The organism is Colwellia sp. F1, assembly GCF_056238625.1.
Genome location: NZ_JBWDLI010000005.1, coordinates 35,353 through 62,248, shown reverse-complemented (window position 1 = coordinate 62,248; position 26,896 = coordinate 35,353). Strand labels below are relative to the sequence as shown.

Here is a 26,896-nt window from a genome sequence, read left to right as displayed (position 1 = left end):
TCAACGAAGGAAAACTATTATGTCAATAAACTGTATTAGAACCCTGCTTGAAGGTGCAGTGCAGGGACATAGCGATAAAACGGCCATTGTTTATAACGAGCAAAGCATAACTTACGCTGAACTATTTACTAAGGTAAACCAAGTTGCTTTTTATTTAAATGAATTAGACTTACCAAAAGATTCGCGCATTGGGCTTTACTCTAATAAAGGTATTGAACAGGTTATTGCCATATTAGCAATTTTATCTACTGACTATATTTTAGTGCCATTAACGACTTTGTTAAAATCAGAACAAGTTAAATACATTATTAACGACTGCGACATTAAGTGCCTAATAACCGACCAGCTTCAGCTTGAAAACATTAAAGAAATTAACTTTAACGGCCATGTTATTTCATATCAAACAGCCAATAAAAGTATTGCGTCATTTGAAGAGATTTTTAAATATTATAACAAGCCTTATACCTGTGAAATTAACGGCCATAGTAATGCTGTAATTACCTATTCTTTTGGTGTGTCGGGTACGCCTAAAGGCATTGTTATTTCGCACCGTAATTTAATAGATTCTGCTCGCGTGGTTTCACAATATTTGCATTTAGAGCACGAAGACGTCATCTCAGGCGTACTAATTTTCAATTTGGATTACGGGTTAAATCAAATATTTTGTACGCTTTATAAAAAGGCAACGTTAGCATTACACCGATTTATTTTACCGGAAGATTTCTTTAACCATATCATAAACGATAAAGTCACCGTTTTACCCCTGATGCCGGTCAATATTTCACAAATGTTTGACGAAGATCTGCATAGAGTGCCCAGTGCAGCGCTTTTTTCTAGCGTTAAAACCATTACCTCGTCAGGTGGCAATGTTACTTTAAAAATGATCAAAGACTGTAAAAACACCTTCCAACAAGCTGATTTTTATTCAATGCATGGTCTTACAGAAGCATTTCGCTCTACTTACCTTGACCCAGCGCAAGTGCAAATTAGGCCTGATTCAATTGGTAAAGCGATTGCCGATGTAGAACTCTATGTTATTAATGAGGCAGGCCAAGAATGTGGCGTGCGTGAAGTCGGAGAGCTAATTCATCGCGGTGGTTATATTTATCGTGGCTTTTGGAATGCGCCAGAGCAAAACGCCGAACGTTTTAAATCGGTGCAAATTTTAAAAGACGTAATTAACCTTGAAGGGCAATTAACCGACGAACTAGTTGTTGCCTCAGGAGATTACGTATATAAAGACGAAGAAGGTTATTTGTACTTTGTGTCAAGGCGAGATGACATGATTAAAACACGTGGCTTTAGAGTGTCTCCTTTTGAAATTGAATCAGTTGTCGCCAAAAATATGCCATTAATTGAACAATGCGCGGTATTTGGTATTGATAATGAGCTGATTGAAGAAGAAATAGTCATGGTTTATTCAGCTTTAAACGAAATAAGCGAAGAAGAAATATTATTCGAGCTGAAAAAGCATTTAGCCTCTTACATGATACCCAGTAAAATAGTGTACAAAAAGTCACTCCCGTTAGTGCAAAGTGATAAAAACCAAATCAATAAAGAAGCCCTTAAAAAAAGCTTACTCTCTGTTAGCTAACTGCCAGCACCCTCTATACCAAATTGATTAAGTTACTAAAAAGCTTAATCAATTTGCTGTTGCCTTACAAAAATATTGATACAAACGAATACCTAGACATAATCGCACTTATAACATATTCTAAAACTAGCGCATATAAGTTTGGTATTATTAATTAGCGGCTAAAGTACCCACTATTTCTCATCACGATACAATAATTTAGAGACATTTTCTGTGATCAAAAACACTAAGAACATGACCATTAAGCAGCATTTAATAATAGGCTTCTCTGCTATTAGTGCCATTTTATTTGCTGCTGTATTCACCACCTTAATTTTGACCAATACGATCAACAATACCAGCCAAGAAATTGTTGAAGAGCGCATTCCGTCAGCTGACAAAAGTACGCAAATGGTCACTCAAATCAATGCCTCTTTAGCGGTGCTTGGCGGTTGGTTATTAACGGGCGATGAAACGTTTAAAGCAGACAGAAGCGCTATCTGGGAAGAAATTGATTTAACCAGTACACAAATGGACATGTTAGCGACCCGGTGGCAATCGGCAGACAGTACTGAAAAGTGGAATAAAGCAAAGCATTTTTTAGCACAATTTAAACAGGTACAACAACAGGTTGAAGACATAGGGCATACCCTAGATGAAAAGCCCGCCAATAAAATTTTAATAGAACAAGCTAACCCAATAAAAGCCGAAATGTTTAGCTTAATATCATCTATGATAAACGCTGAAAAAAACCATGTTCCCAATAGCATGAATAAAGCAGCAATATTAACTGCGCTGCGAGCTTCAACTGGGTATGGTGGTATGGTACATCATTTTAAAAACTACCTTTTACGTGGCACAGCAGTAACGAAAGCGGCGTTTGATGCATCAGTTAATAAGTCACGGGCATTGCTTGAGCAATATTCAGGTTACCCAATGAGTGATGACGAACTCATAGCAATAGATACTATTAATCAAGTCATTGCTATTTATGTCAACAATATTACCCTTATTAATCAAAGTAACAGTAACTCGCCTGAAGTAATAGATAAACAAGTAAAAGTTGATGAAAATATACTGGTTGGCGCGTTAACGTTTCTCGACAATGTTAATGCTTCAAAAAGGCTAGGTAAGCAACAAATCGCCTCCAAAATTCGCATTTTGTTAGGGTATAACGGCTTTATTCATCATTTTAAAAACTACCTTTTACGTAAAGCACAGAGCAGAAAAGAACGTGCAGAGCAAAGCCTAAATGAAGTTGAGAAAGTAATAGATTTATACCGACTTCATGCACTAACCCCCAGAGAAAACTCAGCACTATTAGATTTAGACAGGGTGCTTGGCGCATACCGTCATGCATTAGCTGAGGCCGCTAGGCTTGTTGCTATAGGCGCCGATGCTAAACAAATTGACATCAAGGTTAAAGTTGACGACCAGCCCGCATTAAAAGCCTTGGCCTTTATTGATAAATCAATTACCAAAGCACTGGATGACCCTGAAGAAGCCACAAAGCTTAAATCAGCAACATTATACGACCGTGCACGGCTTTTAGGTGCAATGTCTGATTTTAGAAACACGTTAAGTGCCACCTTTAGTGAATTACAAGCTTTTCTTATTACCGGACAAGAAAGCCATTACCAGTTATTTCAACAGCATTGGCGTGCTAATACGCAATGGTTTTTAATGTTAGAGAGCATGCAATACCTACTATTAGATGACCAAGCCAAAGCTTTTGAGTCACTAGCTAAAGCTCGTGCTGTTTTTGCCCCTTTATCAGAAGAAATGTTTACTATTCGCCGCTCTGCACAGTGGAATATGGCTAATTACTTAATGACAACCAAAGCCGCACCTTTAACAGAGAAAATATTAGGGCTGCTTGCGGGTGAGCGTAATGAGGAAGGTGTACGTGAAGGTGGTCTAGTGGGCAATGAACGTGAACAATTAGTCAGTATGAGTGATGATAATGCTAGCTCAATTACGCAACTGGTTACTATGCAGTGGCTATTATTATTTGCTGGCTTAGCTACCGCCTTTATTATAGGTAAAAAAACCGAAAAACAAATTACAGCGCCACTAAAAGAAATCACCCAAGCAATGGCGGCTATTGCCTCGGGTGATGCCAATATAGCCATTAAAGATACTGGGCAAACAGGAGAAATTGGCGCTTTAACTAAAGCTGCCAGTGTTTTCCAGCAAGCGAATATGAAAACAGAAGATGAAAACTGGAAAAAAACGCAAATAGCGCATGCGTCAGAAAAAGCACAGCAAGCTGACTCTTTAGTTGATTTTTGTCGAGAGGTTATAGATACGCTCACGCCACTTGTTAAAGGCGCTGTCGGGGTTTTTTACGTTTATAACACGGATACTCAGTTGTTAGAAATGGAAGCGAGCTATAGTTTTGTAAACAGAAAAAGCAACAAAACAAGCTTCAAGCTAAGAGAAGGTATTATTGGCCAAGCTGCGTATGAGCAACAAAATATCATTCTTTCGCCAGTACCTGAAAACTTTATTAATATCAGCTCTGCACTGGGAGAGTCAACGCCTGCTACCTTAATAGTAGTGCCTGTTTTGTATCGAAGTAATTTATTAGGCGTAATTGAAATCGCCAGCTTTTCTCCCTTATCAAAACTAAACCAAGAACTATTAGAAGAAATAATGCCAACCATGGCATTAAGTTTAGAAAAACTCAACCAAGTCATAAATGCTAATACATTACTTGAAGAAACCAAACGTCAAGCAGAGCAATTAAAAGCCTCTGCAGAAGAGTTAAATGCCTCTTCCGAAGAGTTAAGGGCCTCAGAGGAAGAGCTACGCGTTATTAATGAAGAGCTTGTTGAAAATGCGCGTGGTTTAGAAATTAAAACACAAGAGCTTGAGCAAGCTCAAATTAAGCAAGCAGAAATAAACGACGAACTATCAAAGCACAATGAAGCGATGACTGTTCAGCAGCAGGCACTGGAAAAAGCACTGTCTGATAACCAGCGCCAAACTGAAGAAATTAAAGAATCTAGCCGCTATAAATCTGAATTTCTAGCCAATATGTCCCATGAGTTAAGAACCCCGCTCAATAGCTTATTAATTTTGTCAAAATCACTGGCAGATAATGAAGACGGTGATCTAAATGAAGACAATGTAGAAGCAGCAGAAATTATTTATGAAAGTGGTACGTCTTTATTGCAGCGTATTAATGAAATTTTAGACTTATCTAAAGTGGAATCAGGCAATATGCAAGTGAATACTAGTACGGTTCAATTCAGTGAGATCAGCCATGGTATTAAGCGGTCATTTAGTCATGTTGCCGCAGAAAAGCAACTTGATTTCGCTGTGGTATTAGCAGAAAACTTGCCAGCAAGCATCACATCAGATGCCGATAAACTCATGCAAATTTTAGATAATTTAATTGTTAATGCAATTAAGTTCACCAAACAAGGCAGGGTGACGCTCTCAATTAAAATCCCCACGAGCTTACCGGACGAAGTAGGGGCAAATATAAGAGCCCCCATTCAGTTTGCTATTATTGATACCGGCATTGGAATTAAAGCAGATCAAATAGAAACCATTTTTGAACCCTTCCGCCAAGCTGACGGCTCAACAAGTCGGCAATATGGTGGTACGGGCTTAGGGCTTTCGATTTCTAAAAAATTTGCAGAGCTGCTTGGTGGTGTGATTTGCATTGAAAGCGAAGAAGGAAAGGGGAGTGTATTTAGCCTTTATTTACCCAGTAAGATAAACCCCGAACAAGAAGACGATACCAAGAAAACATCGAATAATGCTGAAGCTGAATATGATAAAACACTAGACTTTTACAATAATAACAACAAAAACAATAACGATATTGAAAGTACAAGCGACAATGTTAGCGAACACAAAGCTGAAAAAACCAACGATAACGCAAATGAAAATGAGTTAGTTGCATTACCTGAAGACAACCGAACACTCGCTGAAATACCCCCATTTATTGCCGATGACAGAGCAGCCTTAGCGAACAATGAACAAGTTGTTTTAGTGGTGGAAGATGACCCATATTTCGCCAAGATACTAGTTAAACGTATTCAACAACAAGACTTTAAAGCAATTGCTACCGACAATCCATTTGATGCCCTGTGTTTGGCACAATTACTACACCCCATGGGTATAGTGCTTGATGTTGAACTACCCCAAATGGATGGCATTGAAGTTTATAAACAGTTAAAAAATATTGCTAAAACAAACAATATCCCTATTCACTTTATGTCAGCTTCTAATGCTGAATTAAGAGCGAAAGCGGTAGGGAGTGAGCATTACTTTACTAAACCAGTCACCAAAGAGCAGATAGATGAAGCAATTAAGGGGTTTTCTATTAATTGTGACAATGAACTACAAAGCGTATTAGTGATTGATAGTGACGCACAAACACGTCGCTTTGCCTGTGAGCAGTTTAATTTAAAAGCTGGCATAGAAGTTTTTCAAGCAGCGACCGGTGCAGCCGCATTAGCGCAGTTACAGCAACATAGTATTGACTGTATCATTTTAGAGCTAAACTTACCTGATGTTGAAGGCACAGATTTACTTGAAAAAATAAAAGCATTACCAGGTATTACCATGCCGCAAGTTGTGATTTACTCTTCGAAAAACTTATCAGAAGAGGAAATAAGGCATTTAAGACAATTTACCGACAGTTTAATTTTAAAAGACGGTAGCTTTACTGAACGATTGCAAGATGAAGTTATGCTGTTTCTAGACAGCGTTAAAGCTAATCAAGATGGCGTATCAGATTCATCAACACCAGGTCTACCAACCAATACCAAGTCTGAAAAGCTGACACAATATAATTATTCATCCTCCGCTAGCGCTGAAAATGATTTAATCGGTAAAACGGTGCTCGTAGTTGACGATGACATGAGAAATACTTTCGCATTATCAAGAGCCTTAAGTGATAAAGGGTTGAAAGTGTTAATGGCTAAAGATGGTGCACAAAGCTTAGCTATGTTAGAAAAAAATCCACAGATTGATATTATATTAATGGACACTATGATGCCAGGTATGGACGGTAATGAAGCAACAAAAATTATTCGAAGCCAAACAAACGGTAAAAACCTCCCTATCTTAATGGTTACCGCCAAAGCAATGAAAGGGGATAAAAAAATGAGTATGGCGGCAGGGGCGAGTGATTATTTATCTAAGCCTATTGATATGGATAAATTACTGTCGATGATGAGGGCTTGGTTATAAATGCCAGAATCACTAATGTTGAGTAATACAGAAGAGGTAGAAATAGATCTATTTCTTCAAGCGGTAAAACGCTGCTACGGGTACGACTATCAAGATTATGTGCGTACCTCGTTAAAACGGCGCTTACGGTTACTAAAAAATAATAGCCAGGTTAATTCAATCAGCGACTTGATCCCTAAGGTGATTCACGAAGAAGGTTTTTTGAAAAAAGTCATTGATGGCTTATCGGTTACTGTCACTGAAATGTTTCGAGACCCTGAGTTTTTTCAAGATATACGTACCTATATTCTCCCAGCACTGAAATCCTATCCACAACTTAATATATGGGTAGCCGGTTGTGCAACAGGCGAAGAAGTTTATTCATTAGCCATACTGTTACATGAAGAAGGCTTATTAAGACGTTCAACTATTTATGCAACCGATATAAGCACAAAAAATTTAGCTATTGCCAAAAGCGGTATATTTGCCTTAGAGCATGTGCCTGCTTACACACGAAACTATCAGGCAATGGGCGGTAAAGGCTCGTTTTCTGACTACTATCATGCTCGCTATTCTCGTGCAAAACTACCGCAATATATTCTGGACCCTATTGTTTTTACTGAACATAACTTAGCCACCGACAATGTTTTTGGCGAAATGCAATTAGTGTTATGCAGAAATGTGTTAATTTACTTTAATCAAACTTTGCAAAATCGTGCCATTTCTTTGTTTTATAAAAGCTTAGTGCGACGGGGGTTTCTTTGTTTAGGCACTAAAGAGTCATTACGATCTTTTGATCAAAAAGATAAACTTGACGTTATTTCGCAAAAAAATAAAATTTATCATAAGCTGTTATCGGCGACAAGTTAAAGTAAAGGGGGATAACATGAGTCCTTATCAAGCGGTAATTATCGGCTGCTCTGCTGGCGGTGTTAACGCACTTTGTCAAATATTGTCTAAACTACCGAAAGCATTTCCGCTCCCTATTATTATTGTCTCTCATCAGTTTCCTCATATGGAAAGTTTATTATCCAGTGTCTTGGCTCATCATTGTGAATTAATAGTACAAGATGCTGAAGAAAATGTGTTACCTAGCCCCTCAAATGTCTATACAGCACCGGCTAATTATCATTTATTGATTGATGATAACGGTACTTTTGCACTCAATGTTGACCCTAAAGTGTGTTTTTCTCGTCCGTCGTTAGATGTTTCTTTTGAAACCGCCGCTGAATATTATCGAGAAAAATTAATTACTATTATTTTAACTGGAGCTAACTCAGATGGCACGCAAGGTGCTAAAATGGTGAAAAACTATGGGGGATTGGTTATTGCACAAAGCCTTGAAACAGCCGAGGCAAAAACAATGCCTGAAAGCGTTATTTTAGCCGGCTATGCTGATTATATTACCCCCCTGCATGCTATTTCAGCCAAGTTGTTAGAGCTGATTAACTGGAAGTCTAAATGAAGAAAGAAAACAAGCCAAAAATACTTATTGTCGATGATATCTTGGCCAACTTAATAGCCTTAAAGTTATTGTTAAAAAAAGTTGATGCTGAGGTGATTAAAGCTAATTCAGGTGCAGAGGCTTTACAGCTCACCCTAGAGCATGAATTTGCGCTAGTGTTATTAGACGCTCACATGCCAGATATGGACGGCTATGAAACAGCTGAAATATTAGGATCAACGGAAGGTACTCAAAACATTCCTATTATCTTTGTAACTGCCGCCTATAAAGATGAAATACACCGCTTAAAAAGTTATAAAGTAGGCGCAGTCGACTACTTACAAAAGCCGATAGAAGACCGTATTTTAGTGTCTAAAGTCAATGTGTTTTTAGAGCTGTATAATCAGCGAGCCCAGCTAGAATCACTAACAAATAATCTTGAACTAGTGGTACAAGCGCGCACAGAAGAGTTACGGAGAACCAATAAAATAGCAAGTATTGGCGGGTGGAAGCTTAGCCTTGACTTTCAATCTGTGCTGTTATCAGAGCAAGCACTAGAAATTCTAAATATTAGTCAATATTTACCAGAGCAAAAAATACCGATAGATGAATTTCTTAAAAAGATTTACCAAGAAGACCGAGAAGCAGCAATGTTAGCCTTTAATAAGGCGTTTAAACAACCAGCGCATGAAATCGCTTTTGAATTTAGGTTTATTGGTCATGACGAACAACTACGTACTGCTAATATCATCATTAACGCATTAGAAGATCAAGATAAAACTATTTCATTTGTTGGCGCAATACAAGACATAACAGAGCGAAAGAAAGTTGAGCATACAGTACAGCGAATGGCGCGGTATGATGCGTTAACACAATTACCTAATCGTTACTTATTTAACGACCGCTTAGAAGTGGCTTTTGCTACATCTAAAAGGTTAAAAACAAAAGTGTACTTACTGTTAATTGACCTTGATTACTTCAAAGAGGTTAATGATAGTCTAGGACACCCAATTGGAGATTTATTACTAAAAAAAGTTGCCTCGCGTTTACTTGCTTGTGTGAGGGATAGCGACACAGTTGCGAGGCTAGGCGGAGATGAATTTGCTATTATTGGTGTTGAAACTCACACAACATTGCTGATTAATACCCTAGCAAAGCGTTGCTTAGCAGCGTTAGCTAAACCCTTTAAGCTTGAAGGACACACGGTTAAAATTTCCGGCAGTGTTGGTATTGCTTTGTTTCCTGATGATGGTGTTACTCAAGAAGAAGTAATGAAATGTGCAGACTTAGCCTTGTACCAGTCAAAAGAAATAGGCCGAAACAACTATCATTTTTATAATGTTGCCATGCAAGAAACGGTTAAGCACAAAATCACAACACAAGAGCAACTGGCGAATGCTATTGAGAATAAGCAATTTACCCTTTACTACCAACCGCAAATAGATCTTAAATCATTTAAGGTCGTAGGGGTAGAAGCTTTAGTTCGTTGGAACCACCCAGATAAAGGTATTATCGCCGCAGAAAACTTCATTTCTTTAGCTGAAGAAACGGGCCTGATTATTCCGCTGGGAGAGTTAATTTTTGAGTTGGCGAAAACACAGATTAATGCTTGGCGCAAAGCGGGCGTATGTGATTTTAAAATTGCCGTTAATTTATCACTAAACCAGATAAACCATAGTGATTTTACCGCGATGATTAGCAATGTTATATCAAGCCTATCATCAGGGGCAGCAGGCCTTGGCTTAGAGCTCCCAGAAACATTGATAGACACAGATTCAGCGAAAAAAGAAGCGGTGCTTGAGTTATTAAAAAGCCAAGGTTTATCATTGGTCGTTGACAGTTTTGATACCAGTTTTTCCACAATAATGACGCTTAAACAATTTTCAGCGGAATTTTTAAAAATTGGCCGTAAATTGCTTGAAAATGTGAGTCATGATGTTGTTGCTGCTAAAATATTCCAATCAATAATTGAGCTTGCACATACCTTAAACATGAAAGCCGTTGCAGAGGGCGTTGAAACACCAGAGCAGTTAGATTACTTACGTCAGCACAATTGTGATATTGCCCAAGGTTTTTTATATAGTGCTCCCGTTCCTGCAGCAGATTTTGTTCGTTGGTTGGCAAAATATGAAGCGGGTAATGGCTAGTTAGTTTTCTAAATACTTAATGGAAATAGCAAACAAGAGGCGACGAAGCTGAATTTAATAGGATGTAAATAGTGACTAAAATAATACCAATGTCACTAAGTTATTGCCCATTTTGTGCTGGTTAAACGACGCCATGGCGTCGTTGCTCTCAAATAAGCGCATTGCTTACATGGATAATAGTAGATACTTAGGTTATGTCTGGAACCAATAACCTATGCCCTGAAATATTTTTCCTAGGCTCAACAAGATCACACACTTAATAAAACAGGTATCAATGGTATAACATTGCTGTAATTAGACGTACCAATAAATCATAAAAAAATGACAGGCAGCGCCAGCTAACACAAATAAATGCCAAACCGCATGGGTGAAAGGGACTTGCTTTTGTACATAGAAAAATACACCAGCAACATAAACTAAACCACCTACAAGCAGTAAGGTTAATGCTTCATTGGGGAGTACTTGGTATAATTCATCTAGAATTGTAAACGAGATCCCTCCCATACCAAGGTAGGTTGCTAACGATATTTTTTGGTATTTATGGCCTAATTTAATTTTAAAAAATATACCGGCAAATGCAATCGACCATATCACCACCATAAAAGTATAACCTAGTGTACCCGGTATGCTTAGCAATAATAATGGCGTGTAAGTACCGGCAATAAGAATATATATTGCACAATGGTCAAGTAGCTTAAATATTTGTTTGTTCCGCTGGCCTGTTACGCCATGATAAAAAGCAGAAGCAAGAAAAAGTGCTAGCAAGCTTACACCATAAATACTAAAACTAATAACGCGTATTAGCTTATTATTCGCTGAAAAATCTACCGAGCTATGCACAGCATTTGTTTCACCGAGTAATAAAAAAAGCGCGAGAATACTCAACAAAACTCCCAAACCATGGCTTAGAGTGTTTGCTCGCTCCTCATTTTTGCTATAGCTTGAGCTGCGCGTTTTATCAGTCATAATGGCTAAGTCGGTATAACACAGTTAACACTTAGCAAAGAATAGGAAAATATAGCGCGACTAAGGTTATTTATAAAACCTATAATGCTAATTCTATCACCATCTCTTTTAATTCACCTTTAGAAATAGAATTATTGTGATCCTTGTCAAAACGATTAAAAATAGACTCACACATATTTATGCCTTTATCCTGTAATAGCACATCAATAAGCTCAACGAATTCAGAGCGGCTAATCACACCGTCATTATCTTCATCAAACACTTCAAATAGTTCATCCACCCACTGGTTCAGTTCCATGAGCATTCCTTAGGTCATTTAGAGGGAAATCAATACATATGAAACTAAACTGTATCTTTTATTCATGCATTTGGGAATGGCTATTTATAAATATTTACACATTACAATAAATTAAAAAATTTACTAGCGTGGTTAGCTTAGGTAACATAGTGAGATGATTTAGTTGTAAATTAAATGTTATTACTCCTTGCTTGTGTTATCAAGCTTCATAACCTGCTTAACACTTAACACTTAACACTTAACACTTAACACTTAACACTTAACACTTAACACTTAACACTTAACACTTAACACTTAACACTTAACACTTAGATAGCGACATAATAATAAACAACATGGAACAATAAAATGATTAATAAATGCAAAGCTATACTGCTAACTGCTTTGCTTGCGAGCTGTTTTTTTTATAGCTCGGTAGCCGATAGCAGCGTGCAACAACTTACCCTTGAAAACTGTCATGTTGACGGCATTAGAGCACAGGTAAAGTGTGGCAACTTATCAGTACCAGAAAACTACCAGCAAAGTGACGGCAAAAACATTAATATTAACTTTGTGGTACTACCGGCAATAGACAATAGCGAGAAGCACAGCCCGTTAATGTTTTTAGCAGGCGGCCCAGGACAGGCTGCGGCAGAGCTAGCTTCAACGTTACATGCTGTTTTTAATGAAGTACGTAAAACACGAGATCTCATTTTAATTGATCAACGAGGTACAGGTCAGTCGCATCCACTGCAATGTGAAGAGGCGGTTGAACAAGATATTTACGCGCTCACACCAGAAGACCTTTCGGCACAAGACATTAACGATTGTCTTGCAAGCTTTACGGGTGACCTAAGTCAGTACAATAGCGAAAATGCCATTCGTGATTTTGATGCAATACGGGCTGCGTTAGGGCACGAAAAAATTAATATCTATGGTGGTTCATACGGGACGCGTGCTGGCTTAGTGTATATGCGTATGTTCCCGGAATCTCTACGTAGTGTTGTACTTGACAGTGTTGGCCCAATAGAAGTACCGATAGGTTTATTTGGGCAAAGTACAGCAAGATCGTTTAAGTTATTATTGGAACATTGTAGAAAGGAAGTAAGTTGTCAAAGGGCATACCCCGATCTTGAGCAAGAATTTCATACACTCGTAGCACGTTTGAAACAAGCTCCAGCACAAGTCACCATAGTGCATCCGCGCTTAGGAACTCCGACCCAATTTGTCATTAGTGCAGCAAAATTGTTAGGTACAATACGCATGCAACTTTACTCTGTTGCCACACGTGCATTGGTACCACTGGTTATTCATCAAGCTTATTTAGGTAACTATATGCCACTTGCTGGCTTGGTTGCACAATCAGAAGGCGGGCAAGGCATTTACCTTGGCTTATTATTTAATATTACTTGTAATGAAGATTTTCCAAAAATATCAGCAGCAGACTTTGCACACGACGCAAACAATAGCTTTGGCGCGGGCGACAGCCACTTTGGTTTTAAAATGGTTTGCCCGCTTTGGCCACAATACCGCCCCAGTGAAGCGTTTTACCAACCGGTAACTGCCGATATCCCCACACTTATTTTATCAGGAAACTTAGATCCTGTTACCCCTCCTAGTAATGGTGAGTATAGCGCTAAATCACTTCCGAATAATCACCACATTGTGGTTGAAAATGCAGCACATACAGTTGCAATGAGCACTTGTGCCAGTGATATTATTAATGAATTTCTTATAACACTTGCGCCTAAAGCATTAGACGAGTCGTGTTTACAAGATATACCAGAAGAAACCTTTATGACAAACTTAAATGGTGGTGTTTTAGTTGATGAAACAAGCAGCCAAACAACGCCAGCAAAAGTGCAAGGAAGCGAAGACTAATGATAGAAGTTAATAATTTGCGTAAAACATTTGGTAGCACTAAAAAAACTCTGTTTAAAAGTGTTAATAAAAGCAAAGAACAGCGCCCAGTTATTGCCTTAGACGGCTTATCTTTTACCGCAAATGACGGTGAAATTACCGGCATTTTAGGACCGAACGGGGCAGGGAAAACAACCTGTTTACGTACCCTATATGGCTTATTAAAAGCAGACGAAGGCAGCGCTATCATTGATGGGATTAGCATAGAGAAAAATCCACTTGAGGCAAGATCACGCTTGGGAATATTTCCAGATAAATTCGGTTTGTACGAACGCTTAACAGCTTATGAGCAAATCGACTATTTTGCTAGTATTCATGGTTTACACGGGCAAGCAAAACATCAAGCGATTGAAACGGTTATTAATGATTTAGACATGGCAGAGCTAGCGCACAGAAAAACTTTAGGTTTCTCACAAGGACAACGTATGAAAGTAACCTTAGCACAAGCTTTGGTGCATCAACCCAAAAACTTTGTACTAGATGAGCCAACACGCGGTTTAGATGTAATGAGTACCCGAGTATTAAGAAACTATTTAGCGCGCTTTAAAGCAAAAGGACATTGTATTTTGTTTTCCTCCCATGTAATGCAAGAAGTCGCGGCCTTATGTGATCGGGTCATTATTGTTGCCAACGGCAAGCTTGCCGCACAAGGCACACCCGCTGAGTTATGTGAGCTAGCAGGAGAAACACAATTAGAAGAAGCCTTTGTTAAAATAATTGGCTCTGATGAAGGAGTCGCCGCATGATCCAATTTAAAGCGTTATTGTCGAAAGAGCTAAAAGAGGCATTTAGAGACCGACGAGCCATTATGATGGCCATGATGATGGCGATGATGGCGCCAGTGATGATTTTTGCTATGTCAAAGGTCATGATAAAAGAAGCCGTGGAAACGCCTGCTATTTACATTAAAATAACAGGCAAAGAATACGCTCCTAAACTGGTTAAAGCCTTAAGTGATGACAATATCCACCTGTTTAGCGATGTGTCAAAAGATAAACAAGGTATTTGGGATGATCGTAACCTCAGGTTAACAATTCCAGCAAGCTTTAACCAAGACATGCTAGCAGGCAAAACCATTGACCTTTACTTAAGCGCAGACTACAGCGAAAAAGCCAATATGTCACCGATTCGCCGTATTAAATATGCAATTAATCACTACGCACAAGCCATTGGTTATAAACGTTTACTTGTGCGAGGCATTGATGTGCGCTTGTTGCAACCAATAAAAATTATAGAGCAAGATACCTCATTACCCAACTCCAATGCCATGATTATATCAATGATGCTAGGCTTGTATTTATTAATGGCTGCATTTATGTCGGGCTTACCCGTTGCTATTGACGCTAGCGCAGGTGAACGTGAGAGAAATGTACTCGAAATGTTGTTATGCCAACCGGTGAGTACTGTTAAAATTATTTCGGCTAAACTTTGCTGTGCAAGTATTATTGCCTGTATTGGCGTGTTATTAACCTTAGGGCTAACCTCATTTTCTGTTGGCTTTATCGACCTTACCAAAATTGGTGCCAGTTTTAGTTTAGACTTTTTCACTGTTATCGCCTTGTTGTTACTGCTGTTGCCTATTTGTTTTTTTGCTTCCGCGTTACAGCTTTTTGTCGCCTTTGGCTCTAAAAACTTTAAAGAAGCACAGTCGATGGTATCAATGATTATTATGCTACCAGCTATGGTACCAGTCATCATGATGTTTGTTGACGACAAACCAAAATGGCTTAATTGGTTCCCTATTTCAGGGCAGTCATTAATTATGGAAGACCTGTTTAAAGGCTTACCTGTTTCATGGGCTCTGCTAGGTTTTACCGGGTTAGTGACCGTAAGTATCACAGTGCTTTTAGTGTTACTAATGGCGAAAAAGCTACGCTCTGAAAAAGTAGTTTTAGCCTTGAGTTAAGCGCGTTATGCTTGTTCTTACCACAGTCATACCGCTTTATTTTAAGGCTTTTAGCTCATTCGTTATTAATCGAGTGTGAAACAAGAGAAAATGCGCTAAAACGTCGTGTACATTTTACGCTTATTCAGGCAAAATACTTGGCATTATTTTTAGTACTTTTTTTAGTAATTTAATTGCATAGCATTTTTAATTATATGATTAACAATGTAGCCAAAACATGCAGCCCATCAGGCTTGCTTATTTGAGGAAAAAACATGTTTACACGTGATATGAATATTGCCGATTTTGATCCAGAACTATCCCAAGCAATGAGCAATGAAGTTGTTCGCCAAGAAGAGCATATTGAACTTATTGCTTCTGAAAATTACTGTAGTCCACGTGTACTTGAAGCACAAGGATCACAATTAACAAATAAATACGCAGAAGGTTACCCTGGCAAGCGTTATTACGGTGGTTGTGAATATGTTGATATCGCTGAGCAATTGGCCATTGACCGCGCAAAAGAATTATTTGGCGCAACTTATGCCAATGTACAACCTCATGCTGGCTCGCAAGCGAATGCTGCTGTTTTTCAAGCATTAGTGACGCCAGGCGGCAAAGTATTAGGCATGAGCTTAGCGCATGGGGGGCATTTAACCCATGGTGCTAGTGTTAACTTTTCAGGTAAATCTTATGAAGCAATTCAATACGGTTTACACCCAGACACTGGCGACATTGATTATGAAGAACTAGAGCGTCTAGCGCTTGAACATAAGCCAGAAATGATCATCGGTGGCTTCTCTGCCTTCTCAGGTGTTGTTGACTGGGCACGTATGCGTAAAATTGCCGACTCAATTGGTGCTTACTTCTTCGTTGATATGGCGCATGTTGCTGGCCTTGTTGCTGCCGGCCTTTATCCAAACCCAGTACCTCATGCACATGTTGTTTCTACTACAACGCATAAAACCTTAGCTGGGCCACGTGGCGGTTTAATTGTTTCTGCTTGTGACGATGAAGCTATTTACAAAAAATTAAACAGTGCTGTTTTCCCTGGTGGTCAAGGTGGCCCATTAATGCATGTTATTGCGGCTAAAGCTGTGGCATTTAAAGAAGCATTAGCGCCAGAATTTAAAGCATACCAACAAAGTGTACTTGATAATGCCAAAACGATGGTGGCGGTATTACAAGAACGTGGTTATAAAGTGGTATCAAATGGTACTGAAAACCACTTGTTATTGCTTGATTTAATCGATAAAGATATCACAGGTAAAGATGCCGACGCTGCTTTAGGTAAAGCGCACATCACAGTGAATAAAAACTCTGTACCAAACGATCCGCGTTCTCCCTTTGTAACGTCTGGCTTACGTCTTGGTACACCTGCCATCAGCCGTCGTGGTTTTGGCACTGAAGAAACCAAAGCACTAACAGGTTGGATTTGTGATATTCTAGACGACATCAATAACGAAGAAACGATCACTAAAGTACAAGCAAATGTTAAAGAGTTATGTGCACGTTTCCCTGTGTATAAGTAACACTAAGCCAAGTATTGTGTATATTTTAGGTGCTTATCTTGAGAGTTATATTAGCTACTTAGCACCGCAGTGAACTAATTCACAAATACAGGTAAATTTATATTAAAATGGTCGCAATTAGCGACCATTTTTGTCTCTTATATCTATTGTAGGTAAACCATGTATTGTCCATTTTGTAGCGCACAAGAAACGAAAGTAATTGATTCACGTTTAGTCTCAGACGGCCACCAAATAAGGCGTCGTCGTCAATGTTTGGCATGCCATGAACGTTATACAACGTTTGAAACAGCTGAATTAGTCATGCCACGTATTATCAAGCGAGATGGCACACGAGAACCGTTCAACGAAGACAAAATGCGCAGTGGCTTAATGCGAGCGTTAGAAAAACGCCCAGTCAGTACTGAGCAAGTTGAGCTGTCAATTAATAAGCTAAAATCACAAATGCGTGCGACCGGTGAACGAGAGCTCACCAGTGAAATGTTGGGTAATCTATTAATGGCGCAATTGAAAGAATTAGACAAAGTAGCCTATCTGCGGTTTGCTTCCGTCTATTTGTCATTTGAAGATATTAGTGAGTTTGCCGATGAAATAGCGCGCTTAGGTAAAGAAAGCCCTACAAGAGGGAAAGTTGGTAAGTAAAGGCGATAAAACCGAAAAAACCTGTAATTAGGCTAAATCAACAACTATCCCAATTAACAAAACGCTACAAAACAGTATAAAGCCAGCAGATATAAGTATAGGAAGCCAAGTGTTTAGTTTACAAGATCATCATTACATGGCGCTAGCGATCAAGCTTGCCAAAAAAGGCCATTATACTGCATCGCCAAACCCGCGTGTAGGTTGTGTGCTTGTTCATGAAATAAATGGCAAGACGCAAATAATTGGCACAGGCTTTCATCAAAAAGCAGGGCAGGGGCACGCCGAGGTAAATGCTTTACTTGATGCCAGCAATAATTACCCCGCACTTATTAAAGGCGCAACTGCCTATGTTACCTTAGAGCCCTGTAGCCACTTTGGTAGAACGCCCCCTTGTGCTCAAGGATTGATAAATGCAAAAGTTAAGCGTGTTGTGGTCGCCATGGTTGATCCCAACCCAGCAGTGTCAGGGCGTGGTTTAGCGATGCTTGAACAAGCCGGTATTCAAGCCGAATGTGGTTTATTAGAAAGTGAAGCAAAAGCCCTAAACCTTGGTTTTATCAAAGTGATGACGCAAAAACTACCGTATGTTCGAGTAAAACTAGCGGCTAGCCTAGATGGTAAAACCGCCATGAAAAGCGGCGAAAGTAAATGGATCACCGCAAAAAGTGCTCGAAGTGATGTACAAAGGCTTAGAGCACAAAGCTGCGCGATTATTACGGGGGCAGATTCTATTTTAACCGATAATGCTAAAATGACTGTGCGCTGGTCTGAATTAGGGGATTTAAAAGAAAGCTACCAAGAAGAATCTATTCGTCAGCCTGTTCGTGTGGTTATTGACAGCCAACAGCGACTGACACCTAACTTAGTGTTTTTTAGCACACACTCTCCAGTGATGTTAATTCGGGCCAGGTTGAATGATGATAACCCAAGCCAAGAAAAGCTAAGCGCCAATAAAACAAATGATACAGACCTTGAAAACTTACCGCCATGGCCTCATTTTGTAGAAGAAGTGCAACTACCGACGGTAAAAAATGCGTTAGGACCAGCAAAAATAGATTTAGCTGCACTATTAGCCTTATTAGCCCAGCGAGGCTTAAATGATATTCTGATAGAGTCAGGCGCTCATTTAGCTGGTGCTTTTATAGAGCAAAATTTAGTCGACGAGTTGATTTTATACCAAGCGCCCAAGTTAATGGGAGGCGACGGGAAAAACTTAGTAGAAATGCCGGGTGTGGCTGCATTAGCAGAAGCAAAATCACTGTCGCTTACTGATGTGCGCGCCGTGGGCAGTGATATTCGTATCACTGCTAAATTAGATAGAGAGTAAAAAACAAGCAGCACTTAGAGCCTAGCACCTATAACTTAGACCAAAGACAAATAGAGAGAAATAATGTTTACCGGAATTATTGAAGCAGTTGGCACCATTCAAGCCATTAATATAAATGCCCAAGGAGCGCGCCTTGTGATCGCTAGCAACACACTTGATATGAGCGACGTTAAACTAGGTGACTCCATAGCAACCAATGGCATTTGTTTAACCGTGGTTGATTTTGACCAGCACAGCTACAGCGCAGACGTCTCAAATGAAACATTACAGCGCACCGGTTTTGCCCATTACAATGTGGGTATGCAAGTTAATTTAGAAAAAGCCATGTTAGCCAGCACTCGTTTTGGCGGTCATATTGTATCAGGCCATGTTGACGGTATCAGTGAAGTATTATCTATCACCCATAATGGTAATAGTATTGAATACTGGCTCACAATGCCTGAAAACTTAGCGCACTATATTGCTGAAAAAGGCTCAGTAACTATTGACGGCACCAGCTTAACGGTGAATGCCCTAGATGACACCGATACTGGTAAGTTTAGGTTAACCATAGTGCCACACACAGTAAAAGAAACCGTTTTTGGCACTTATCAAGTGGGTACTAAAGTCAACGTAGAGGTGGATTTAATTGCCCGGTACTTAGAACGTCTACTCAGTAAAGAAGCTGCTGCACTGCCAGTAGCTAAATCAAATATTACCGAAGATTTATTGAAAAAGTCTGGCTTTATTAAGTAGGTAAATATGTAATCGCGCGAAAAATAAGTTTTACTAAAGAATATAAGATAACATCAAAGCTTCATTTTAAAGGTAACTTTGAATCTAGCTTGGGCTTTAGCCCATAAAGGACTGACATATTTATACCAAGTCATTGTTAAGCAACATTTTAAAAATTTTAAATAAATAACCAAAGAGACTCTCATGAACTTAAATACCCCACAAGAAATAATCAGCGATATTGCTTTAGGTAAAATGGTTATTTTAATGGACGATGAAGACCGTGAAAATGAAGGAGACTTCATCATGGCGGCTGAAATGGTAACGCCCGAAGCAATTAACTTCATGGCAACCCATGGCCGTGGCCTTATTTGTATGCCAATGAGCCGTGAAAAAGCCGAAATATTAAAGCTGCCCTTGATGGTTGATAAAAACGATGCTCAATTTAGTACTAATTTTACTGTCTCTATTGAAGCTGCAACTGGTGTTACCACAGGTATTTCAGCTAAAGACAGAGCAACAACTGTACTGGCGGCAGTAGCGAAAGATGCAAACCACTTGAGCATAGTACAGCCTGGGCATATTTTTCCCTTAATAGCTAAAGACGGCGGCGTTTTAAACCGTGCCGGCCATACTGAAGCTGGGGTTGATTTAGCCCGTATGGCTAACTTAGAGCCGGCGGCTGTTATAGTTGAAATTCTAAATGAAGACGGCACCATGGCACGTCGCCCTGATCTTGAAGTCATTGCTAAAAAACATAACATAAAAATGGGCACAGTTGCCGATTTAATAGAGTTTAGGAACGCAACTGAAACAACCATTGAGCGCGTTTCACAATGCAAACTTCCCACTGCATTTGGCGAGTTTGATCTCACTATTTTTAAAGATACCATAGATGGCCGTGCCCACTTTGCTTTAACTAAAGGTGACATTAAACCAGACGAGCCAACGTTAGTACGCGTTCACTTACAAAACACCTTCAGAGACTTATTATTTAGCCAGCGCGAAAGTGTCGCAAAATGGCCAATTGCCAATGCGCTAGAAAGAATTGCCAAAGAAGGTGGTGTATTAGTTTTACTCGGTAAACATGAGTCACCGACAGAGTTAATTAACCTAGTGCAGAAGTACGCTAAAATTGATGCAGGCGAAGAGGTTAATGAAGTGAGCCGCCATGTGGGTTCACGAAATGTTGGTGTTGGCTCACAGATATTGTCTAATTTGGGCGTAAGTAAAATGCGCTTACTTAGTTCACAAACCAAATACCATTCATTATCAGGCTTTGGTTTAGAAGTGGTAGAGTATATAGCTGAGTAAGGCCTTTTGTGTGCAGCAAAATGCGGCGGTACCGTTTTAGTTCACCAAGCAAATACCATTCATTATCAGGCTTTGGTTTAGAAGTGGTGGAGTATATAGCTGAGTAAGGCCTTTTGTGTGCAGCAAAATGCGGCGGTACCGTTTTAGTTCACCAAGCAAATACCATTCATTATCAGGCTTTGGTTTAGAAGTGGTAGAGTATATAGCTGAGTAAGGTCTTTTGTGTGCAGCAAAATGCGGCGGTACCGTTTTAGTTCACCAAGCAAATACCATTCATTATCAGGCTTTGGTTTAGAAGTGGTAGAGTATATAGCTGAGTAAGGCCTTTTGTGTGCAGCAAAATGCGGCGGTACCGTTTTAGTTCACCAAGCAAATACCATTCATTATCAGGCTTTGGTTTAGAAGTGGTAGAGTATATAGCTGAGTAAGGTCTTTTGTGTGCAGCAAAATGCGGCGGTACCGTTTTAGTTCATAAACCAGATACCGCCTGACATTACAACGTATAACAACTTATAGTTGTGTTTTTAAGGTAAACAAAAAATCTAACGCTTGTTTAGGTGATAAGTCATTTACATCGGTATTACGCAGTGACTCAAGAGCAGGGTGCTCGTCAGGCACTAGTGTTAATTGCTCAAAGCTGTCACCTTGTACCGGTAAAATAGAAGCAGCCTCTTGGTTTTCTAACTCTAATAACCTTTGTTTAGCTCGGTTAATGACCCCTTTGGGTACCCCTGCAAGTTGCGCTACTTGCAAACCAAAACTTTTACTTGCTGCGCCATCTTGTACTGCATGCATAAAGACAATATTATCGTCGTGCTCTACGGCGTCTAAATGAACATTGGCTAAGGTAGGGATTTCTTGTGCAAGTAAAGTTAGCTCAAAATAGTGGGTGGCGAATAAAGTAAAGGCTTTTGTCTTTAGCGCTAACATCTCAGCACAAGCCCAAGCGAGAGATAGGCCGTCATAAGTGCTAGTTCCACGCCCTATTTCATCAAGTAATACTAAGCTTTTATCGGTGGCATTATGCAGTATGTTTGCTGTTTCGGTCATTTCTACCATAAAAGTAGAGCGGCCACTGGCTAAATCGTCTGATGCGCCAATACGAGTAAATATTCGGTCAACTAAGCCGATGTCGGCACAGTTAGCAGGTACAAAACAGCCAATGTGGGCCAGTAGCACAATTAAGGCAGTTTGACGCATATAAGTTGATTTACCCCCCATATTAGGCCCCGTTATTATTAACATTTTACGCTGCTGTGTTAAAACCGTTGGGTTAGCGATAAAAGCATCTGGTGTCATTTGTTCAACAACAGGGTGTCTGCCCGCAACTATATTTATGCCAGAATCACTATGTAAAGCCGGCTTAACATAATTTAAGCTAATTGCGCGTTCAGCAAAATTACTGAGTACATCAAATTCAGCAATAGCTTGGCTTAGTGCTTGTAAATTTGATATTTCAGGGAGTATTAAGTCAAATAATTCTTGATATAAACGTTTCTCTAATGCTAGAAATTTACCTTGTGCACTAAGTACCTTGTGCTCATGCTCTTTTAGCTCTTGTGTAATAAAACGTTCATTATTTTTTAACGTTTGGCGACGTATATAGTCGTCAGGTACTTCAGCTGCTGCAGTTCGACTCATCTCAATGAAAAAGCCATGAACTTTATTATAACCAACTTTTAACGAGCTAATACCGGTACGCTCTTTTTCTCGTTGTTCTAGTTGTGCTAAAAATTCACTTGCACCATCACTTAAATCACGCAGCTCATCAAGCTCTTGATGATAGCCTGGCGCAATGACACCACCATCGCGAATCAGTACAGGTGGGTTATCGACGAGCGCTTTTTCAAGTAATGTTTGCAGAGAAGGCATAGGTGCCATTAATTTTGATAATGTCTCAACATAGCCAGTATTAGCTGCTGTTAATAAGTACCCTTGTAGTTCAGGTAGTACTTGTAAAGCGTGACGTAACCGAGCAAAGTCTCGTGGCCTTGCTGAGCCGAGAGCAACACGAGAAACAATACGTTCAATATCCCCTACACTTTTTAAAATAGGGTGAACATCTAGGTGCAATTCCGTTGCAATGATTTGTTCAATAGCTTCTTGCCTAGCCGACAAAATAGTTAAATCACGCAGTGGAAAATGTAACCACCGTTTTAATAAACGCGAGCCCATTGGCGTGGCCGAGCGATCTAATATTGAAGCGAGTGTGTTGTCAGTTCCTCCTTGCAAGTTTTGTGTTAACTCTAAATTGCGTCTTGTTGCTGCATCAAGAACAACCCCAGCACTTGCAGACTCAGACACTATTGCACGAATATGCGGTAGTGCAGTGCGTTGTGTATCTTTAACGTATTGAAATAAACAGCCCGCAGCTGATAAACCTAAGAGTTTCTCGTCAACGCCAAACCCCGTTAATTCTTTTGTACCAAACTGTTTATTAAGTAATGACAAGGAGGTGTCAAGGTCGAACTCCCATTCAGGACGACGGCGCAAGCCTTTGTAGGCTTCTATAAATTGCATTGATGACAAGGTTTCAGGGTAGAGCAATTCAGCGGGTGATAAACGTTGTAACTCGGCTTGTAACTGTTCGCTTGTTTGTGGCTCAGTAATGACAAAGCGCCCACTGGTTATGTCTAGGTAGGCCAGGCCAAAACTAGGATCAGAGCCTTTTTTACTTCGTGCATTATTTTCTACAATAGCAACAATTAAATTGTCTTGTCGGTCTAGCAACAGTGCTTCATCGCTAACAGTGCCCGGTGTAATAATACGTACCACTTTACGCTCAACTGGTCCTTTGCTTGTGGCCGGATCTCCCACTTGTTCACAAATAGCAACAGACTCACCTAACTGTACTAGTTTGGCCAAATAATTTTCGACTGCATGATAGGGTACTCCCGCCATAGGAATAGCATTACCGCCTGCTTTACCACGTGCGGTCAGAGAAATATCTAATAAGTCAGCGGCTTTTTTTGCGTCATCAAAAAATAATTCGTAAAAATCCCCCATACGATAAAAGATCAGAATATTTGGAAATTCAGCCTTAATCGTAAGGTATTGACGCATCATAGGGGTGTGAGAAGAAAGGTCTGAAATTGTTGTGGTCATTTAAATGCTGCAACTCATCTAATCAATAAGGTTGTGTAAGGATATTATACTATATAGCTGATAAAATTATTTAACATTTTTAAAAAAGTACAAAGAACTAGCAACGACAGGCTCCGCTTGAAAATAGTGCATGGTAACTTAGGTTGTAACTTTTTTGATGATAAAAGTAAAAAGTTATTAATGGATTATAATCAGCTATAAATCAATCACTTGAAAGTATAGGTTTGTTGTGTTTGTAATTAAAATAAAATAAGTCGTTAAAAAACTTGATACTGTATCGTTATACAGTATACTTGCCATATCTAAACAAAATCACAGACCCGATTAGCGGAGTAAACTATGAAAGACGATAAAGCAAAAGCATTAGAAGCAGCCTTAGGCCAAATAGAAAGACAATTTGGTAAAGGGTCAATTATGAAACTGGGTGACAATACCACAATGGACGTAGAGACCATTTCTACTGGCTCGTTAAGCTTGGATATTGCTCTTGGTGCTGGTGGTTTACCTTTTGGTCGTGTTGTTGAGATATATGGGCCAGAATCAAGTGGTAAAACAACGTTAACGCTAGAGGTTATTGCACAAGCACAACGTGAAGGGAAAGTGTGTGCTTTTGTTGATGCTGAGCACGCACTTGATCCCATTTATGCCGAAAAGCTTGGCGTAAATATAAATGAACTACTCGTATCACAACCCGATACTGGTGAGCAAGCATTAGAAATTTGTGACATGTTAACACGCTCTGGCGCTATTGATATTATTGTGGTTGACTCAGTAGCGGCACTAACGCCAAAGGCTGAAATTGAAGGAGACATGGGTGACTCACACATGGGGCTTCAGGCACGAATGTTGTCGCAAGCCATGCGTAAACTTACCAGTAACTTGAAAAAATCTAATACGATGTTAATTTTTATTAACCAAATTCGTATGAAAATTGGTGTGATGTTTGGTAACCCTGAAACAACAACCGGTGGTAATGCGTTAAAATTCTATGCCTCAGTCCGTTTAGATATTCGTCGTATAGGTGCCGTTAAAAATGGTGATGAAATTGTCGGTAATGAAACCCGTGTTAAAGTAGTCAAAAACAAAATAGCCCCCCCGTTTAAACAAGCAGAGTTTCAAATTTTATACGGGCAAGGTATAAACAGTTTAGGTGAGTTGATTGACCTAGGTGTTAAAAATGGCTTTGTTGAAAAAGCAGGTGCTTGGTATAGTTGTAATGGTGAGCGTATTGGTCAAGGTAAAGCAAATGCGGCAAAATATCTGGAAGAAAACCCAGAGATGGCGAAAGATGTCGACGCTAAATTACGTGACATGTTTTTGACTAAAAGTATTGAAGCACAAAATGCTGAAGCCGGAGTTGACACTAAATCAGCAGCCAAAGCGGATACAAAAATTCTTGAAGAATAAGGTTGGCATAAGATAAGCTAAACGCTACTTAGCTTGCGGTGTTTCTTGCCGACTACTGATACGAAAAGCACAGCGCGGTAATCTTATGAGATCACCGCGCTAAACTAAATACATTGGTAAAAATACGTTCACTAACTGATTTTATTTTCCCGTAAGACAAACTTCAAATGCTAAAATACAGCACTACTTTTATTTTGGTGGTGTACCCTCACCGTTAGAAACAACTGCATCAATTTGTACCAAAGCATCTAGAGCAATATCAGTTACTCCTATAATAGTACTGGCAGGAAGTTCGTGTTTGAAAAACGTAGTCAGAATTTCATTTACTGCATCAATATCAGCAGCATTTCTCACCTGAATATTTACCTTTACTATGTCGTCCATAACGTGCTCAATGCTTTCTAAAATAGTTTTAATGTTTTCTAGACACTGTGCAGTCTGCTCTTTAATACCACCTACTACTTTTTCATTTGTTTTTGGGTTGATAGGTAACTGCCCAGAAATATGATTATAGTGCGAAAAAGCCACTGTTTGTGTAGCGTAAGCACTTTTTGGTGCACTTGGTGTATTATTCGCTTTTATAACAATTCCGTGTCTATCTTCAACAGCTTGTGGCGGTGTGCCGTCCCCATGTGACACAACAGCATCTATTTGCACCAAAGCATCGAGCGGTAAAGCCGACACCACAACAGTCGTTCGAGCTGGCACATAACCGGCTGTTCTAGCAATGGCTGAGTCAGGGAAGAAGGTGCTATAGACTTCATTGACGACATCGATATCTGAGAGCTTATTAATGAAGAGGGTTGTTTTAACTATATCGTCAAACGGCACGTCGATACTTGTTAAAATAGCCTTAATATTTTTAAGGCACTGTGCAGTTTGCTCTTTTATTCCACCAGCTATCTTTTTTCCCGTTTTAGGGTCAATAGGTAGTTGGCCTGAGATATTGTTGTAATGAGAAAATGCGACTGTTTGTGTAGAAATTGAGCTTCTTGGTGCATTATCAGTATTTACTGCCACTTTTTTAAGATCACAAGGTGTCTGTGGCTGAGTGCCTTCTCCGTTTGAAATGAGCGCATCTATTTGTAGTAAAGCGTCATTTAAAGGTAGGTCTGCAACAGCTATTATTGTTCTTGTCGGTAGATAGTTGTTAAAAAACTTTGCATACACAGCATCTACTGCGTCACTGTCTGAAATATTTTTTAAAAATACAGTTATTTTGATAACATCGTCCATAACATGATCGGTACTTTCAACGATAGCTTTAATATTGGCTAAGCACTGTGTTGCTTGTGTGCTTATATCCCCAGAGACTATTGTCCCCGTTTTTGGATCTATCGGTAATTGTGCTGAAATATTATTGTAATGAGAAAAAGCGACGGTTTGTGTCGATACTACACTCATAGGGGCATTTTCTGTGTTTCTTGAAAGCTTTATGATATTGTCACTCATATTG

18 protein-coding genes are annotated in these 26,896 nt (G+C 39.5%); 14 read left to right on the top strand and 4 right to left on the bottom strand.

Features of this window, described 5'->3' with window-relative positions:
* Positions 1-19 precede the first annotated feature (19 nt).
* The 5 genes from AC0UA9_RS06025 to AC0UA9_RS06005 all read left to right on the top strand — a co-directional run bounded on the left by AC0UA9_RS06025 (position 20) and on the right by AC0UA9_RS06005 (position 10,354).
* Positions 20-1,594, top strand: a complete 1,575-nt coding sequence (locus AC0UA9_RS06025) for an AMP-binding protein (protein ID WP_475658335.1) — start codon at positions 20-22, stop codon at positions 1,592-1,594.
* Between the two features lie 213 nt (positions 1,595-1,807).
* On the top strand, positions 1,808-6,784 hold the full coding sequence (locus tag AC0UA9_RS06020) for a response regulator (protein WP_475658331.1): 4,977 nt from the start codon (positions 1,808-1,810) through the stop codon (positions 6,782-6,784).
* On the top strand, positions 6,785-7,633 hold the full coding sequence (locus AC0UA9_RS06015; protein WP_475658328.1) for a CheR family methyltransferase: 849 nt from the start codon (positions 6,785-6,787) through the stop codon (positions 7,631-7,633).
* 16 nt (positions 7,634-7,649) lie between these two features.
* Positions 7,650-8,228 (top strand): chemotaxis protein CheB, encoded by a 579-nt coding sequence (locus tag AC0UA9_RS06010; protein WP_475658324.1) that lies wholly within the window; start codon positions 7,650-7,652, stop codon positions 8,226-8,228.
* Complete coding sequence (locus tag AC0UA9_RS06005) at positions 8,225-10,354, top strand: two-component system response regulator (RefSeq protein WP_475658322.1); 2,130 nt, start codon at positions 8,225-8,227, stop codon at positions 10,352-10,354. Before AC0UA9_RS06010 ends, AC0UA9_RS06005 begins: the two co-directional genes overlap by 4 nt.
* Positions 10,355-10,648: 294 nt before the next feature.
* Here the strand turns inward: AC0UA9_RS06005 and trhA are convergent, their stop codons facing one another.
* Both trhA and AC0UA9_RS05995 read right to left on the bottom strand, forming a co-directional pair.
* The gene (gene trhA / locus AC0UA9_RS06000; protein WP_475658319.1) at positions 10,649-11,320 is read right to left on the bottom strand and encodes a PAQR family membrane homeostasis protein TrhA; all 672 of its coding nucleotides are present in this window, start codon (positions 11,318-11,320) and stop codon (positions 10,649-10,651) included.
* Between the two features lie 79 nt (positions 11,321-11,399).
* The gene (locus AC0UA9_RS05995; RefSeq protein WP_475658316.1) at positions 11,400-11,618 is read right to left on the bottom strand and encodes an EF-hand domain-containing protein; all 219 of its coding nucleotides are present in this window, start codon (positions 11,616-11,618) and stop codon (positions 11,400-11,402) included.
* Between the two features lie 348 nt (positions 11,619-11,966).
* Between AC0UA9_RS05995 and AC0UA9_RS05990 the strand changes: the two genes are divergently transcribed.
* The 8 genes from AC0UA9_RS05990 to ribB all read left to right on the top strand — a co-directional run bounded on the left by AC0UA9_RS05990 (position 11,967) and on the right by ribB (position 20,928).
* Positions 11,967-13,478 carry an alpha/beta hydrolase gene (locus AC0UA9_RS05990; RefSeq protein WP_475658314.1) on the top strand — a complete coding sequence of 504 codons (1,512 nt, stop codon included), beginning with the start codon at positions 11,967-11,969 and terminating at the stop codon, positions 13,476-13,478.
* Entirely contained in the window at positions 13,478-14,263 is a 786-nt protein-coding gene (locus AC0UA9_RS05985) for an ABC transporter ATP-binding protein (protein ID WP_475658311.1), read from the top strand. Before AC0UA9_RS05990 ends, AC0UA9_RS05985 begins: the two co-directional genes overlap by 1 nt.
* A complete protein-coding gene (locus tag AC0UA9_RS05980) occupies positions 14,260-15,423 on the top strand; it encodes an ABC transporter permease (RefSeq protein WP_475658308.1) in 1,164 nt (387 codons plus the stop codon). Before AC0UA9_RS05985 ends, AC0UA9_RS05980 begins: the two co-directional genes overlap by 4 nt.
* Positions 15,424-15,677: 254 nt before the next feature.
* Positions 15,678-16,934 carry a serine hydroxymethyltransferase gene (gene glyA / locus AC0UA9_RS05975; RefSeq protein WP_475658305.1) on the top strand — a complete coding sequence of 419 codons (1,257 nt, stop codon included), beginning with the start codon at positions 15,678-15,680 and terminating at the stop codon, positions 16,932-16,934.
* Positions 16,935-17,093: 159 nt separating this feature from the next.
* Positions 17,094-17,573 (top strand): transcriptional regulator NrdR, encoded by a 480-nt coding sequence (nrdR, locus tag AC0UA9_RS05970; protein WP_475658302.1) that lies wholly within the window; start codon positions 17,094-17,096, stop codon positions 17,571-17,573.
* 109 nt (positions 17,574-17,682) lie between these two features.
* The gene (gene ribD / locus AC0UA9_RS05965; protein WP_475658301.1) at positions 17,683-18,900 is read left to right on the top strand and encodes a bifunctional diaminohydroxyphosphoribosylaminopyrimidine deaminase/5-amino-6-(5-phosphoribosylamino)uracil reductase RibD; all 1,218 of its coding nucleotides are present in this window, start codon (positions 17,683-17,685) and stop codon (positions 18,898-18,900) included.
* Positions 18,901-18,963: 63 nt separating this feature from the next.
* Positions 18,964-19,635, top strand: coding sequence for a riboflavin synthase (locus tag AC0UA9_RS05960; protein WP_475658298.1), 672 nt, complete (start codon positions 18,964-18,966; stop codon positions 19,633-19,635).
* 183 nt (positions 19,636-19,818) lie between these two features.
* The gene (ribB, locus tag AC0UA9_RS05955) at positions 19,819-20,928 is read left to right on the top strand and encodes a 3,4-dihydroxy-2-butanone-4-phosphate synthase (RefSeq protein ID WP_475658296.1); all 1,110 of its coding nucleotides are present in this window, start codon (positions 19,819-19,821) and stop codon (positions 20,926-20,928) included.
* A gap of 510 nt (positions 20,929-21,438) precedes the next feature.
* Here ribB and mutS read toward each other — a convergent pair.
* Positions 21,439-24,033, bottom strand: coding sequence for a DNA mismatch repair protein MutS (gene mutS / locus AC0UA9_RS05950; RefSeq protein ID WP_475658293.1), 2,595 nt, complete (start codon positions 24,031-24,033; stop codon positions 21,439-21,441).
* Between the two features lie 339 nt (positions 24,034-24,372).
* Here mutS and recA point away from each other — a divergent pair, with 339 nt between their 5' ends.
* Positions 24,373-25,440 carry a recombinase RecA gene (recA, locus tag AC0UA9_RS05945; protein WP_475658291.1) on the top strand — a complete coding sequence of 356 codons (1,068 nt, stop codon included), beginning with the start codon at positions 24,373-24,375 and terminating at the stop codon, positions 25,438-25,440.
* Between the two features lie 189 nt (positions 25,441-25,629).
* Here the strand turns inward: recA and AC0UA9_RS05940 are convergent, their stop codons facing one another.
* On the bottom strand, positions 25,630-26,892 hold the full coding sequence (locus AC0UA9_RS05940; protein WP_475658289.1) for a RidA family protein: 1,263 nt from the start codon (positions 26,890-26,892) through the stop codon (positions 25,630-25,632).
* Between the last annotated feature and the right edge of the window lie 4 nt (positions 26,893-26,896).